Below are 14,826 nucleotides of genomic sequence, written 5' to 3'. Positions count from 1 at the left end.
GGTGCGCGCATGGGCATCCTCGAAGGCAAGGTCGCGCTCGTCACGGGCGCGGGGCAGGGCGTCGGGCAAGGCGTCGCGCAGGCGCTCGCGGCCGAAGGCGCGCGAGTGGCCGTGGTCGGGCGCACGCGCGACAAGCTGGTCGCGACCTGTGAGGCGATCCGCGCGCGCGGTGGTGTCGCGGAGCCGTTCGTGTGCGACGTGATGGACGCCACGCAGATCGCGCAGTGCGTCGATGCGGTCGCCGAGCGCTTTCGCGGCGTGCAGATCCTGATCAACAACGCGCAGGTCGTGCCGCTCGGCCGCCTGCTCGACGTGTCCGACGCGGATTTTCTCGCGGGCCTCGAATCGGGGCCGATCGCGACGCTGCGGATGATGCGTGCATGCCATCCGCACCTGAAGGGCGACGGCGTGATCGTCAATGTCGCGTCGTCCGCCGCGGTGCGATGGGATGCGTCGGGCTACGGCGCCTACGCGGCGACCAAGGAAGCGATTCGCGCGCTCACGCGTGCGGCGGCATGCGAATGGGGCGCCGACGGCATTCGCGTGAACGCGGTCGCGCCGCATGCGCTGTCGCCGGGGCTGAAGGGCTGGGTCGACGCGCATCCGGACGAAGCCGCGGCGTTCTTCCGCACGATCCCGCTGGGGCGCGTCGGTGACTGCGAGCAGGACATCGGGCGCGCGATCGTGTTTCTCGCGAGTCGCGATGCCGCGTACCTGACGGGCGCGACGCTGCCGCTCGACGGCGGGCAGGCGTACTGGGGCTGACGGCGAACGCGCGACGGCCGCATCGCGGCATCGCCAATCGAGAGCCGGCACGCATGCGCCATTCCGCGCGTCGCGGCCGGCAAACCGGAATCGGAAAGCATCGAGGAGAGAACGACATGGGTCGACTGGAAGGGAAGGTGGCGATCGTCACGGGCGGCGCGCGCGGGATGGGCGCGGCGACATGCAGGCTGTTCGTCGAGGAGGGCGCGCGCGTCGTGATCGGCGACGTGCTCGACGCGCAAGGCGAGTCGCTCGCGCGCGAGCTCGGCGACGCGGCGCGCTTCATGCGGCTCGACGTGGCCGACGAAGCGAACTGGGCGCGCGTCGCCGATGCGACCGTCGAGCAGTTCGGCCGCATCGACGTGCTCGTCAACAACGCTGCCGTGCTGATGTTCGGCAGCATCACCGAATTGTCGAAGCGCGATTTCGAGCGTGCGGTATCGATCAATCTCGTCGGCACGTTCGTCGGCATCCGCACGGTCGCGCCGCGCATGATCGCGCAAAAGCGCGGGTCGATCGTCAACATTTCGTCGGTGGACGGGCTGCGCGGCGTGAATGCGCTGGCCGCCTACGTATCGAGCAAATGGGGCGTGCGCGGACTGACGAAGGTCGCGGCGCTCGAACTCGGTCACCAGGGCGTGCGCGTGAATTCGATCCATCCGGGCGGCGTGAACACGGCGATGTCGAACCCGACCGGCGCACCGCTCGACGAGGTCAACCGGCACTACACGCACGTGCCGCTGCAGCGCGTCGGCTTGCCTGACGAAATCGCGCGAGCGACGCTGTTCCTCGCCAGCGACGAAGCGTCGTACTGCAACGGCGCCGAGCTGTCCGTCGACGGCGGGATGGCGGCAGGCGCGTATTACCCCGGATTGCCGGGCGCGCCGTTTTGAGCGGTAGCGCACACAACGCATTCGCGACGGATGTTTGTGTACGCAACCTAATTCAGGGTTTGCCTGAGTAGCGAAAACGCGAATTCGGGCCGCGACCGTTCGGGTGCCTCGCATGCGAACGCGTCGCGCCGAAATTTCCGCGTTCGCGAAACCCTTGCCGGACGGACCTTCCAGCGGTTTCGTCCCCAAAGCGCACCTGAAGGCGCAGTAAAACGGACGTGCCGGCAAGCCGCATGCCGGTGCATCGTCACAGTTGTTTCTTGTTGCAACGCAACGCCCGCCCGATATCGGCGATGGTATGCTGGCCGGCATGGAGTTGTACGGCAGGTTGCTTGCATGGCGAAACTCGCGTTCGCACGTTCATACGAGACATCACATTCTCTCGCCCGCATCGCGGCATCGACACGCGCTCCGCTCGCGCGTCCCGCCTTGCGCGTCGCTTCAACCTGCGCTCCGATCGCATTCCCCATCTCGCGGGCCCGCCCCGCATCCCCCATCCCCGCCCGATAATCTGGAGACATTTCCATGTCGCAAAACTCCTTGGCCGAAGCGACGCACGGCCCGCTGATCGCTCCCCCGGCCTTCGTCAAGCATCGCAAACTGATCGACTGGGTATCGCGCATCGCGGCGCTCACGGAGCCCGAGCGCGTCGTATGGTGCGACGGCTCGCAGGAAGAGTACGACGCGCTGTGCCAGGCGATGGTCGACCAGGGCACGCTCACGCGCCTGAACCCGGCGAAGCGCCCGAACTCGTATCTCGCGCAGTCCGATCCGTCCGACGTCGCGCGCGTCGAGGATCGCACGTTCATCTGCACGCAATCGCCCGACGACGTCGGCCCGACCAACAACTGGATCGCGCCGGAAGAAATGCGCGAGACGCTGAACGGCCTGTTCCGCGGCGCGATGCGCGGCCGCACGCTGTATGTCGTGCCGTTCTCGATGGGGCCGCTCGGCTCGCCGATCGCGCATGTAGGCGTCGAGCTGTCCGACAGCCCGTACGTGGCCGTGAACATGCGGATCATGACGCGCATGGGCCGCGAAGTCTACGACGTGCTCGGCGACGACGGCGAATTCGTGCCGTGCGTGCACAGCGTCGGCCATCCGCTCGAGGCGGGCCAGAAGGACGTGCGGTGGCCGTGCAACCCGGTCAAGTACATCGTGCATTTCCCCGACACGCGCGAGATCTGGAGCTTCGGTTCCGGCTACGGCGGCAACGCGCTGCTCGGCAAGAAGTGCTTCGCGCTGCGCATCGCGTCGACGATGGGCCGCGACCAGGGCTGGCTCGCCGAGCACATGCTGATCCTCGGCGTGACGTCGCCGGCCGGCAAGAAGTATCACGTGGCGGCGGCGTTCCCGTCCGCGTGCGGCAAGACCAATTTCGCGATGCTGATTCCGCCGCAGGGCTTCGACGGCTGGAAGGTCACGACGATCGGCGACGACATCGCATGGCTGAAGCCGGGCCGCGACGGCCGTCTGTACGCGATCAACCCGGAAGCCGGCTTCTTCGGCGTCGCACCCGGCACCGGCGTGAAGACCAATCCGAACGCGATCTCGACGCTGAAGGAAAATGTGATCTTCACGAACGTGGCGCGGACCGAAGACGGCGACGTGTGGTGGGAAGGCCTGACCGATACGCCGCCCGCGAAGCTGACCGACTGGCAAGGCAACCCGTGGACGCCGGAAATCGGCAAGGAGACCGGCCGCAAGGCCGCGCACCCGAACTCGCGCTTCACGGCGCCGGCGTCGCAATGCCCGTCGATCGACGCGGACTGGGAAAACCCGGCCGGCGTGCCGATCGACGCGTTCATCTTCGGCGGCCGCCGTTCGACGACCGTGCCGCTCGTGACCGAGGCGCGCGACTGGGTCGAAGGCGTGTACATGGCCGCGACGATGGGCTCGGAGACGACTGCCGCGGCCGTCGGCCAGCAAGGCATCGTGCGCCGCGACCCGTTCGCGATGCTGCCGTTCTGCGGCTACAACATGAGCGATTATTTCGCGCACTGGCTGACGCTCGGCAAGCAGCTCGAAGGCGCGGGCGCAACGCTGCCGAAGATCTACTGCGTGAACTGGTTCCGCAAGGACGCGAACGGCAAGTTCGTGTGGCCGGGCTTCGGCGAGAACATGCGCGTGCTGAAGTGGATGCTCGATCGCCTCGAAGGCAACGGCGGCGGCGGCGAACATGCGTTCGGTGTGTCGCCGGCGTATGACGACCTGCACTGGGACGGGCTCGACTTCACGCGCGAGCAGTTCGATGCGGTGACGTCGATGAACGCCGGCGAATGGCGCGAGGAGCTGAAGCTGCATGCGGCGCTGTTCGACATGCTGAAGCTGCGTCTGCCGACCGAGCTGACCGATACGATGAAGAAGATCGAACAGCGCATCGGCGGCTGACGCACCGCATCGACGTCACGACGTGGCGGCATCGACGTCCCGCCGCCGGCATGCCTCGCCGGCGGCGGGACGTTGTCGTTTGTGCCCGGTTTCAGCGTGGCGCGTGCCGCGCTGGCCGTGTGCTTACGCGCCGCACTGCGCGACGACTTCGTCGACCGCGCGCTGCACGTCGCCGCGCCGGTAGCGCAGCAGCGCGAGATCGGCCGGATCCGGCTCGTACGACACGACGTTGCCGCGCCCCGTATAGATCGCGATGTCCGGCAGCAGCGGATGCTCCTGGTCGAGCGACGGCACCGGCCGCGGATTGCCGGCCGCGCGGAAGAAGGCCGCGAAGTAGTCGGCGAAGCTCAGGTTCTCGTCGCCGACGAGATAGGCCTTGCCCGATTCGCCGCGCTGCAGCGCGCCCCAGATCGCCTCCGACAGCGATTGCGTCGAGATGAAGTTGCTGCCGCCGGCCGGCCCGTACACCGGCAGCCCGGCGAGCTTGCCCTGCGCATAGCCCGTGTATGCGGCGAACATCTCGTTGCGCAGCCCCGGCACCGACCCGACGACGAACGGCGCATTGACGCTGCACACGGCGAACGACGCCGACGCGAGCGCGCGCACGCGTTCGTCGGCGAGATGGCGCGAGCGCACGTACGGCACGGTGTCGACGAGCGCCGGCGCGACCTGCGGATAGAAGCTGCCGACCAGCACCGCGCGCTTCACGCCCGCGTCGCGCGCGAGCGCGAAGAAGCGCGGCACCGCGTCGACGTTCGCGCGTTCCCAGTGCGCGGCTTCGTCGGTGCCGGGCGGCAGGTGGCGAATGTCGTTGCCGGCCGCGAACACGACCGCGTCGAACGGTGCGAGATCGTCGCGCGTGAAGTTGCCCGCCACGTAGTCGCGCAGCAGCAGGTCGAACGGCGCGAGCGCGCTGCCCGGCGCCGGCGGCTTGCGCGCGGCGAGCGTCACGTCGTTGCCTTGCGCGCGCAGATGCAAGGCGGTGTGGCCGCCGATGAGGCCGGTACCGCCGATGATCAGGATCTTCATGATGTCTCCGGTGGCGGCGCAGGTGCGCCGCTCGAATTGAACCGATGATTGAACGAATGAAGCCGCGCGGATCGACCGCGGCTCAGAAATTGAAGCCGTTGCCGGTGACGACCGGCAGGTTGGTCCAGAAGCCGTTCGGGTCGCGATACCAGCCGGCTGCGGCGAGTGCGCCGCCGTCCACGTGCAGCGTCGTGCCGGTGACCCACGCGGCGAGCGGGCTTGCAAGAAACAGCGCGGCGCCCGCGATGTCGCCGGCCGCACCGAAGCGTCCGAGCGGAATCCAGCGCGGAATGTGCTCGCGATGCTCGGCCGCGACCATCGCGCTGACCGGCACCTGCGGCGTCTCGGTGGTTTCCGGCGCGATCTGGTTCACGCGGATGCCGGCCGGCCCGAGTTCGAGCGCGAGGCTTTTAGTGAAGCCGGTCAGCGCGGCCTTGAACGACGCATAGACGGTGCAGTTCGGAATCGCGCGGAAGCCCTCGATCGACGACACGCCGACGATGCTGCTGCCCGCGCCGCGCTTGCGCAGCAACGGCAGCATCGCGCGCGTGACGACGAACACCTGGCGCAGGTTCACGTCGAACAGCCGCGCGATGTCGTCGTCGGTATGGTCGTCGAACGGCTTCGCGATCTGCAGGAAGTCGCCGACGTTGTTGACGAGCACGTCGAGGCCGCCGAAGCGCGCGTCGATGGTTCGCGCGAATGCGTCGACGGCGTCGCGGCGCGTGACGTCCACGGTGCCGACGAGCGCGTCGACGCCGGCGGCTTCGAGGGCCTGGCGCACGTCCTGCGCGCGTGCGGGGTCGCTTTCGGCCACCGCGACGCGCGCGCCCGCCGCGCCGAACGCTTCCGCGCACGCGCGGCCGATGCCTGCGCCGCCGCCGGTGACCAGCACGGACTTGCCGGTGAATGAAATCATCTGAACACTCCTTCGAACGGGAAAGCCGTGAGCCGCGTCACAGCGACGACACCAGCTGCGCGTTGTCGATCCGCAGTTCCGCGCCGTTCACGAAGCGCGATTCGTCGGATGCGAGGAACAGCACGAGATTCGCGACGTCTTGCGGATCGCACATGCGCGCCATCGGATCGTTGCCGATACCAAGTTCGGCCGGATCGAGGCCGGGCATCAGCGCCTGCGTCATCGGCGTCCAGATGCCGTCCGGGTGGATCGAGTTGCAGCGGATCCGGTAGCCGCTGCGCCTGCAGTGCACGGCGACGCTGCGCGCGAGCGCCGTCACCGCGCCTTTCGAGCCCGTGTACGCGCACATCATCGGCAGACCGCCGAGCGCGGCGACCGACGACATCATCACGATCGAGCCCGGCGTGTCGTTGTGCTTCATCGCTCCGATCGCGTACTTGCAGCCGAGGAAGTAGCCGTCCGCGTTCACGCGCAGCACGCGCCGCCACGTGTCGAGGCTCGTGTCCTCGATCGAGCCGGCCGGGCAGATCGCCGCGTTGTTGACGAGTACGTCGAGGCGGCCGAAGCGCTCGAGCGTCGACGCGATCGCGTGCCGCCAGCCGTCCTCGTCGGCGATGTCCTGATGCACGAACAGCGCCGCGTCGCCGATCTCGCGCGCCAGCGCGCGGCCTGCGTCCTCGTCGATATCGGTCAGCACGACACGCGCGCCTTCGGCGGCCAGCAGCAGCGCATCCGCGCGGCCGACGCCGCTCGCCGCGCCGGTGATCAGCGCGACCTTGTTTGCGACTCGATTCATGGTCGGTCGTGTTCCGTTGTGGTTGAAGGAAAGGCGCTCGCTCATGCGGCACCCGGCGCACGGCCGGCCTTGACCGCGTCGAGCGCGGCCGTGCCGTAGATCCGCGCGATCGTGTCGTCGACGCGCGGGTTGGTGCGCAGTTCGTGACCGCCGTCGACCGCGAAGCTCTGCCCGGTGACCCAGCCCGACTCGGGGCCCGCGAGATAGCGCACCGCCTGCGCGATCGCGTCCGGTTCGCCGAGCGTGCCGAGCGGAATCTGTTCGAGGAAGCTGTCGACCAGCGCGGGGTTGTCGAACATCGGCGCGGTGGCTTCGGAGCGCGTGAGGCCCGGCCGCACCGCGTTTACGCGGATCTTGGCGCCGGCCAGCTCCTCGGCCGCGCCGCGCACCAGCGCCTCGAGCGCGGCCTTCGCGGTGCAGTACGCGGTCAGCCAGCGGAAATTGATGTGCGCGGCCGTCGACGAGATGCAGACGATCGTGCCGCCGCCGCTGTCGGCGAGCCGCGGCGCGGCGCGGCGGATCGCGGTGAACGCGCTGTGCAGGTTCAGGTCGATCTCGGTGCGGAAGCTGTCGGCGTCGTGCATCAGCAGCGGCCGGAACCCGGCGCCGCCGACGGTCGGCACGACGATGTCGAGACGGCCGTCGAGCGCCCACGCGGTATCCAGCGCGGCCTGCAGGTCGCCGTCGTCGCACGCGTCGCCGGGGTGGATCGCGACGCGGCTGCCGGGCACCGCGTCGGTCAGGTGCCGCTGCGTGCGTTCGAGTGCGTCGCGGCGGCGGCCCATCAGCACGACGGCCGCACCGTCGGCGGCGAGCGCCTGCGCGCATGCTGCGCCGATGCCGCCTGCGCCACCGGTGACGAGCGCGGTGCGGCCGGCGAGGGGAAGGGAAGCGCGCATCGTTCAGCCCTCCAGCGGCAGGTCCTGCGACCAGTCGACGTGCAGCGTGCGCGCGGCGAAGCGCCACGTGCCGCCGTCGAACACACAGCGGTCGCGATAGCGCAGCCCCCAGTCGAGCTTGCGCTTCACGCCGTCGCGCACGTACACGTGGCACGCGACGCCGTAGGTCTCGACCGCGGCCTCGCCGCCATCGAGCGTGACGAGTTGGTTGTGCACGTGATGCTGGGTCGTCTCGTAGCGCTCGATCACGCTCATCCCGGCGACGATCGCGTCGCGGTCGTCGAAGCGGAAACCGGGGCCGTCGAGCTGCGCGTCGGCGGTGAAGAGGGTGGCGAGGCGCGGCCAGTCGCGCCGGTCGACGGCTTGCGCGTAGCGGCAGGCGAGTTCGTACAGCGCGTGGCGGGGATTCGAATCGGTCATGCGTACTCCCGTGAATGAACGGAAAGACCCGGCCGCGCCGCGAGCGCGGACACGGCGGCATTGCGACGTCGACGCGCAGGTTCGCATCGGACCGATCGATCCTCATCATCCATACGGAGCAGGGTGAGGATCGGGGAAAACACCGTGATCGACGGCGTCGCATCGCCCGATGGTGCGATGCGGCGACGAAGGTGCGGCATTCGTCCGACGATGGCATGGCCAATCGCGACCGGCCGCGGCAGGCAGTTTCCGGATCCGTCCGGCGGCTCGATCATGGCGGGTTGCTGCGACGCGGCACGTCGCGCGAAGCCCGCTTCGTGTTTGCCCCTAATCGAAATGGACGATGGCCGGCGGGCCGGCGCTGGCTACCGTGCAGTCATCCGGTGCCGCCGCCTGTTTGCCTGTGGCCAGCACGCCGGACACGAACCGCGACAGCGGCCAACCGGAGGGGACGACGATCATGAGACTGACGACTCGCAAGCTGTGCGTACTGGCGACGGGCACGTTCGCGGCCATGGCGATGGCGCGATACGGAGCCGATCAGGTCCCGTCGCCGCCGTATGCGGCCGGCATCCTCCAATGCCGTTCGGTCGACCCGAACGGCCTGCCGACCGGTTGCGTGCCGATCGATCCTTCGCACTTCGGCTTCGCCGCGTTGCGCGGCATGTAACGCGGGCGCGGCCGCTTCGACGTCACTGCGACGCCGCCTCGAAGCTGTCGTGCGGCGGCGTCCGGACGGACGGCCCTGGTCGAGCGCCGCGATACACGCGCTGCGTGTCGCCCGGCGCGTGCGGGCTGCCCGTCCGGTTTCCGGTTGTCGTTCGACTTTCCCGCCCACGACACCGAGCGCGCCTCGCATGCGCCCTCGAGCGTTCGCATCGGCCACGCGCCGCTGTCCGTGTCGGGCTGCCTGCCCGGCGGTGCAGCGCCCCGGCCGCCGCCTTTCACCGATTCCCTTCACCCCGACCCATTGGCCACATGTCATCCGACTATTCCCTGACCCGCCCCCTGAACGTCCGCGACGTGCATCGCTGGGACGCAGAACACGACGTCGTGATCGTCGGCTTCGGCGCGGCCGGCGCATGCGCGGCGATCGAAGCCGCGGGCGCCGGCGCCGACACGCTGATCGTCGAGCGCGCGTCGAGCTACGGCGGCACGAGCGCGCTGTCCGGCGGCGAGATCTACCTCGGCGGCAGCGGCGGCACGCCCGCACAGCGGCAGGCCGGCTTCAGCGACGACACCGAGGACCTGTACCGCTACCTGATGCTCGCGGGCGGCCGTGACGCGGACGAAGCGAAGGTGCGCCTCTATGCGAACGAAAGTCTCGCGCATCACGACTGGCTTGTCGCGCAGGGCCTCACGTACAAGAACACGTTCATCGCCGAACGGATCGTCGAACCGGAAACCGACGACTGCCTGATCTGGTCGGGCAGCGAGGAAGCCTGGCCGTTCAGCGAGGCCGCGAAGCCGTGCCCGCGCGGCCACACGCCGCAATGGCCGGGCTGGGGCGGCGGGCAGATGCTGATGCGCGTGCTGGCCGAGCGCGCGCAGGCGCTCGGCGTATCGACGCGCTACGACACGCGCGCACTGGCGCTGATCGTCGACGATGCAGGCGCGGTGCGCGGCGTCGTGCTGCGCGCGTACGGCGAGACGGCATGCGTGCGCGCGCGCCGCGCGGTGATCCTGTGCGCGGGCGGCTTCGCGATGAACCGCGACATGGTGCGCAGGCATGCGCCGCAGTTCCTGCGCTCGGACGAGCCGATCGGCAGCCCCGGCGACGACGGTTCGGGCATCCTGCTCGGCCAGAGCGCGGGCGGTGCCGCGATCCACATGGACCAGGGCTTCGTGAGCCTGCCGTTCTATGCGCCCGAATCGTTGATCCACGGGATCTTCGTGAACGCGCGCGGCCAGCGCTTCATCAACGAGGACGGCTATCACGGCCGCACCGGCCATCACGCGTTCCACCAGGCCGACGACCGGATCTACCTGCTGGTCGACCAGGCGGTCTACCAGGAGCCGCCCGTGATCGCGCGGATCGGCATCGCCGCGGCGGGCGAGACGTGGGAAGAAGTCGAGCGCGACCTGCGGATGCCGGCCGGCACGCTGACGGCGACCATCGACGTCTACAACCGCCACGCGGCCGAAGGCGCCGATCCGCTGTTCCACAAGGCGAAAAAGTGGCTGAAGCCGCTGATCGAGCCGCCGTTCGTCGCGCTCGATTGCCGGATCGATTTCGCGTTCTACCCGCATTTCACGCTGGGCGGGCTCGATACACGGCCGACCGGGCAGGTGCTCGACGCGGCGCGCGCGCCGGTGGCGGGCCTCTACGCGGCCGGCCGCACGACCTGCGGGCTGCCGCGCTGGGGCGCCGGGTACAGCTCGGGATTGTCGCTGGCCGATGCGACCTTCTTCGGCCGGCAGGCCGGCCGTCACGCCGCGCGTGCGGCGAGCGAGGTGTTGCGCAGCGCCGCGTAACGTTGCGCTGCTTTGTGCGGAAAACGACGCCGCCCCGGGCAACCGCGTTGCACCGGGGCGGCGTCGTTGCAGGCGAACGTCAGGTGGTCGTCAATGAGCCGTCAGCCGAGATCGAGCGCGTGCGTCAGGTCGCCCGGCGGCGTTGCGCCGCGCGACGCGAACGCCTTGTCGCGCGCGGCGACGCCGTCGAGCGGCGCGAGCCCGTGCACGCGGCTGATGAAGCGCAGGATCGAGTTCGTGTCGTACATCGTGTGATCGACGTAGCCCTGCTTCGCGAACGGCGAGATCACGAGCGCCGGAATCCGCGAGCCGGGGCCCCAGCGATCGCCGGCCGGCGGCGCGACGTGATCCCACCAGCCGCCGTTCTCGTCGTGCGTCATCACGATCACGGTGTTCGCCCACTGCGGGCCGCGCCGGATGCGCTCGATCACGTTCGCGATGTGCCGATCGCCGGATTCGACGTCCGCATAGCCCGCGTGCATGTTCAGGTTGCCCTGCGGCTTGTAGAACGTGACGGCCGGCAGGCGGCCTGCGTCGATGTCGGCGATGAAGCGGTTGGTCGACGGTTCGTCGCCGAGGCCTGCGTCGCGCAGGTGCTTGCGGCGTGCGTCGGTGCCCGGCGCGTAGTTCGCGAAGTAGTTGAACGGCTGGTGGTGGTACTGGAAATCGGGCACGGTGCCCGTGTCGCGGTGCTCGAGCGCGTACTGCCACGCGCCGCTGTACCACGCCCAGTCGACGTTCTTCTCCGACAGGCGGTCGCCGATCGTCGCGTAGCCCTGCGGCGGCATCACGCGATGGTCGGCCGGATCGGCATACGCGGCGTTGCCCGGATCGGCCGGCGGCACGTAGCTCGGCTGGTACGGCGGCGCCATCGTGTTGACGCCGTAGCCGTCCGGCGTCAGCGGGCCGTCGACCGCGAACTTCGGCGGGCCGTCGAGCGCGGACGCCGGCGAATCGGCGGCGAGCGCCAGCCGCGTGCCGGCCGGATCGTCGCCGTCGAGCTTCGACAGCAGCTTCGCCGCATGCGGATGCCGGTGCGCGTCCGGATAGCGCGGCGGCTGCGCGGAGATCAGGAACAGGTGATTCAGCCACGAGCCGCCGAAGGCCGCCATGAAGAAGTTGTCGCACAGCGTGTATTGCCGCGCGAGGCTCCACAGCCGCAGCGTGTCGGCGGAATTGCGGTAGTGGCCCATCACGAGGCCGCCGGAATCGGCCCACGCGGCGAACTGGTCATTGCGGCCGCCGGCGATCTGCATCTGGTTCTGGTAGAAGCGGTGCCACAGGTCGCGCGTGATCACGCTGTTCGGCAGCGGCTTGCCCTGCGCGTCGGCGATCCGGAACGGCGCGTTCGGCAGCGTGTCGAGGTCGCGCTCGGCGATTGCGTAGCGCTTGCCGTCGACTTCCTGCGCCCGCGGCACGAGCCCGCCCCAGATCTTCGGCAGTACCGGCAGCGGCGTCTTGCCGTCGCGATCGAGCTGCCGCGCGTGCTCGGGCCGCACCTCGCTCAGCGGATATTGCACGCCCGGGAAATCGCCGTACAGGTTCGTGAAGCTGCGGTTCTCCGCATAGATCACGACGATGTGGCGCACCTGCCGGTGCAGTGCTTCGTCGAGCCGCAGATCGGCGGCGGAGCGCGGCGTGCTGCCCGGCGTGGTCTCGCAGCCGCCGAGCGCGACGCCCGCGCCGAGCGCGGCGAGGCCGCCGAGCATGCGGCGGCGGTTGGGATCAACGGGAAGGTCGTCGGGGCGATCGGGGATGTCGTTCACGTCGTGTGCTCCTCGAATGGGCGGTTGTCGTTCGATGCGCGGCCGCGTCGCACAGCCTGCCGCGACGAGGGGACGGGACGCAACAGCCGGCGTCGCGCGCGGGGGCGGCGATGCTGGTTGTCACAAAAATGTCACGAACGCGACTATAACGCGCACGGCGGCGTCGATGAAAGGTATTTGTCGGACGATGCGCGACGCGTGCGCGCGAACTAGACTTGAATCACGGGTGGCGCGTTACGGCGCGCTGTCCGCGCGAATGGCGCCCGGCGGCGCCTTCGCGGTGTCTTTCATGCGACGAAACGAGGCGACGATGGCGCGGATGCATTCCGGGTGCGCGTGGCTGCCGATGCCGCGCGCCGGTCGCGCGCGCGGGCACGCATAAGCGCGCGCCGCACGGCGTGACCGGCCGGCCCGATGCCATGGACAGGAAATTCGACTACGCAGGATTGCTGATCGCGGCGGGCTTCTTCGTGCTGTTCGCCGCGCAGTTGCTGATGCTGCGTCCGGCGTCGACGTTGATCGCGTACAGCGACTTCCATCGGCTCGTCGCCGCGCGGCTCGTCGACGATCTCGAGATCGGCGCGACGTCGATCACGGGCACGCTGACGATGCCGCAGGCCGGCGCGATGCTGCCGGCATCCGAAGCAGCGGCCGTGAAGGCGGACGGCGCGCCGTCGCGCTTCGCCACCAATCGCGTGACCGACCCGCAGCTGATCGACACGCTGACCGCCGCCGGCATCCGTTTTCACGGCACGTCCGACACCGGCTGGATCACGTCGCTCGCGTCGTGGCTGGTGCCGCTCGTCGCGTTCGTGTTCATCTGGAACCTGATGCTGCGCAAGCGTGGCGGGCTGCAGGATTTCACCGGGATGGGCAAGAGCCGCGCACGCGTGTACGTGCAGCAGGAAACCGGCATCACGTTCGACGACATCGCGGGCATCGACGAAGCGAAGGCCGAGCTGCAGCAGATCGTCGCGTTCCTGCGCAACCCCGATCGCTACCAGCGTCTCGGCGGCAAGATCCCGAAAGGCGTGCTCGTGGTCGGCGCGCCCGGCACCGGCAAGACGCTGCTCGCGCGTGCGGTGGCCGGCGAGGCGGCCGTGCCGTTCTTCTCGATCAGCGGCTCGGCGTTCGTCGAGATGTTCGTCGGTGTCGGCGCAGCGCGCGTGCGCGACCTGTTCGAGCAGGCGCAGCAGAAGGCGCCGTGCATCGTGTTCGTCGACGAGCTCGATGCGCTCGGCAAGGTGCGCGGCGTCGGCCCGATGTCGGGCAACGACGAGCGCGAGCAGACGCTCAACCAGCTGCTCGTCGAGATGGACGGCTTCCAGGCCGGCTCCGGCGTGATCATCATGGCCGCGACCAACCGGCCGGAGATTCTCGATCCGGCGCTGCTGCGCCCGGGCCGCTTCGACCGGCACATCGCGATCGACCGGCCCGACGTGAACGGGCGCCGCCAGATCCTCGGCGTGCACGTGAAGCACGTGAAGCTCGCGGCCGACGTCGACCTTGGCGAACTCGCGTCGCGCACGCCGGGTTTCGTCGGCGCCGATCTCGCGAACGTCGTCAACGAGGCCGCGCTGCATGCGGCCGAACTCGGCAAGCCGGCGATCGGGATGGATGACTTCGACGAGGCGATCGATCGCGCGATCACGGGACTCGAGCGCAAGAGCCGCGTGATGAACGCGCAGGAAAAGCTGACGATCGCGTATCACGAAGCCGGCCATGCACTCGTCGCGGAAAGCCGCGCGCACTGCGATCCGGTCAAGAAGGTGTCGATCATTCCGCGCGGCGTGGCGGCGCTCGGCTACACGCAGCAGGTGCCGACCGAGGATCGCTACGTCCTGCGCCGCAGCGAGTTGCTCGATCGCATCGATGCGCTGCTCGGCGGGCGCGTTGCCGAAGAGCTCGTGTTCGGCGACGTGTCGACGGGCGCGCAGAACGATCTCGAACGCGCGACCGCGATGGCGCGCCACATGGTCATGCAGTACGGGATGAGCGAGAAGATCGGGCTCGTGAGCTTCGACGACGGCGAGGCACGCACCGGCATCCCGGGGGTATGGCATGCAGGCGAGGGCCGCTGCAGCGAGCACACCGCGCGGATGATCGACGACGAGGTGCATGCGCTGCTGACCGATGCGCATGCGCGCGTCGCGGCGACGCTCGGCGAACGTCGCGACGCGCTCGAGCGGATCGCGCGGCGGTTGCTCGAGCGCGAGGTGCTCGAACGCGATGCGTTGCAGGCGCTGATCGACGGACGCGAGGAGCCCGCGTCCGTGCCGTCCATGACCGATCGCGCGCCGTGCGCGGGCGCGAATGCGCCGGAGCAGGCGTCGGCGGTCGAGCGCGATTTCGTCGCATACGGGCCGCCGCGCGAACCCGAGCGCTGAAGCGCGGATCGCGCGCGCAGCCGCGGGCGGCCGCGACCGGTCGCACCGTCGCTGCGATTCAACCTTGCCGGCGCGGTGTTGCGCCG

At 69.5% G+C, this 14,826-nt stretch carries 14 protein-coding genes; 6 read left to right on the top strand and 8 right to left on the bottom strand.

The annotated features are described in order from the left end of the window. Window positions 1-9 precede the first annotated feature (9 nt). The 3 genes from DIE22_RS19425 (at window position 10) to DIE22_RS19405 (ending at window position 4,049) form a co-directional block, all read left to right on the top strand. The gene (locus DIE22_RS19425; RefSeq protein ID WP_124605907.1) at window positions 10-765 is read left to right on the top strand and encodes an SDR family NAD(P)-dependent oxidoreductase; all 756 of its coding nucleotides are present in this window, start codon (window positions 10-12) and stop codon (window positions 763-765) included. Window positions 766-881: 116 nt separating this feature from the next. Then, on the top strand, window positions 882-1,658 hold the full coding sequence (locus tag DIE22_RS19420; RefSeq protein WP_124605906.1) for a glucose 1-dehydrogenase: 777 nt from the start codon (window positions 882-884) through the stop codon (window positions 1,656-1,658). A 525-nt stretch (window positions 1,659-2,183) separates the two neighbouring features. Next, window positions 2,184-4,049 (top strand): phosphoenolpyruvate carboxykinase (GTP), encoded by a 1,866-nt coding sequence (locus DIE22_RS19405; RefSeq protein WP_124605904.1) that lies wholly within the window; start codon window positions 2,184-2,186, stop codon window positions 4,047-4,049. Between the two features lie 123 nt (window positions 4,050-4,172). Here the strand turns inward: DIE22_RS19405 and DIE22_RS19400 are convergent, their stop codons facing one another. The 7 genes from DIE22_RS19400 to DIE22_RS38890 all read right to left on the bottom strand — a co-directional run bounded on the left by DIE22_RS19400 (window position 4,173) and on the right by DIE22_RS38890 (window position 8,574). Beyond that, complete coding sequence (locus DIE22_RS19400; protein ID WP_124605903.1) at window positions 4,173-5,078, bottom strand: NAD(P)-dependent oxidoreductase; 906 nt, start codon at window positions 5,076-5,078, stop codon at window positions 4,173-4,175. 82 nt (window positions 5,079-5,160) lie between these two features. Continuing rightward, complete coding sequence (locus DIE22_RS19395; RefSeq protein ID WP_124496099.1) at window positions 5,161-5,997, bottom strand: SDR family NAD(P)-dependent oxidoreductase; 837 nt, start codon at window positions 5,995-5,997, stop codon at window positions 5,161-5,163. A gap of 37 nt (window positions 5,998-6,034) precedes the next feature. Next, window positions 6,035-6,793, bottom strand: a complete 759-nt coding sequence (locus DIE22_RS19390; RefSeq protein ID WP_124496097.1) for an SDR family oxidoreductase — start codon at window positions 6,791-6,793, stop codon at window positions 6,035-6,037. Window positions 6,794-6,834: 41 nt separating this feature from the next. Next, window positions 6,835-7,692 (bottom strand): SDR family NAD(P)-dependent oxidoreductase, encoded by an 858-nt coding sequence (locus DIE22_RS19385; RefSeq protein WP_124496095.1) that lies wholly within the window; start codon window positions 7,690-7,692, stop codon window positions 6,835-6,837. Window positions 7,693-7,695: 3 nt separating this feature from the next. Next, window positions 7,696-8,112: a nuclear transport factor 2 family protein gene (locus tag DIE22_RS19380; RefSeq protein WP_124496093.1), complete on the bottom strand. Its 417-nt coding sequence runs from the start codon at window positions 8,110-8,112 to the stop codon at window positions 7,696-7,698. Beyond that, window positions 8,109-8,387 carry a hypothetical protein gene (locus DIE22_RS19375; protein ID WP_124496091.1) on the bottom strand — a complete coding sequence of 93 codons (279 nt, stop codon included), beginning with the start codon at window positions 8,385-8,387 and terminating at the stop codon, window positions 8,109-8,111. Before DIE22_RS19375 ends, DIE22_RS19380 begins: the two co-directional genes overlap by 4 nt. Before the next feature lie 52 nt (window positions 8,388-8,439). Further along, entirely contained in the window at window positions 8,440-8,574 is a 135-nt protein-coding gene (locus tag DIE22_RS38890) for a hypothetical protein (RefSeq protein WP_260426729.1), read from the bottom strand. Between DIE22_RS38890 and DIE22_RS19370 the strand changes: the two genes are divergently transcribed. Both DIE22_RS19370 and DIE22_RS19365 read left to right on the top strand, forming a co-directional pair. Continuing rightward, entirely contained in the window at window positions 8,573-8,782 is a 210-nt protein-coding gene (locus tag DIE22_RS19370; RefSeq protein WP_124496089.1) for a hypothetical protein, read from the top strand. The genes DIE22_RS38890 and DIE22_RS19370 overlap by 2 nt on opposite strands. A gap of 308 nt (window positions 8,783-9,090) precedes the next feature. Then, window positions 9,091-10,587 carry an FAD-dependent oxidoreductase gene (locus DIE22_RS19365; protein ID WP_124496087.1) on the top strand — a complete coding sequence of 499 codons (1,497 nt, stop codon included), beginning with the start codon at window positions 9,091-9,093 and terminating at the stop codon, window positions 10,585-10,587. 101 nt (window positions 10,588-10,688) lie between these two features. Here DIE22_RS19365 and DIE22_RS19360 read toward each other — a convergent pair whose 3' ends face one another. Then, window positions 10,689-12,353, bottom strand: coding sequence for an acid phosphatase (locus DIE22_RS19360; RefSeq protein ID WP_124605902.1), 1,665 nt, complete (start codon window positions 12,351-12,353; stop codon window positions 10,689-10,691). A gap of 419 nt (window positions 12,354-12,772) precedes the next feature. On the opposite strand from DIE22_RS19360, the gene ftsH reads away from it, so the two are divergent. Continuing rightward, complete coding sequence (gene ftsH, locus DIE22_RS19350) at window positions 12,773-14,740, top strand: ATP-dependent zinc metalloprotease FtsH (protein WP_124496443.1); 1,968 nt, start codon at window positions 12,773-12,775, stop codon at window positions 14,738-14,740. Window positions 14,741-14,826 lie beyond the last annotated feature (86 nt).

The organism is Burkholderia sp. Bp9142 (genome assembly GCF_003853415.1).
Taxonomy (GTDB): domain Bacteria; phylum Pseudomonadota; class Gammaproteobacteria; order Burkholderiales; family Burkholderiaceae; genus Burkholderia.
The sequence above is the reverse complement of the archived record's forward strand: the minus strand, read 5'-3'. Positions and strand labels throughout refer to the sequence as shown.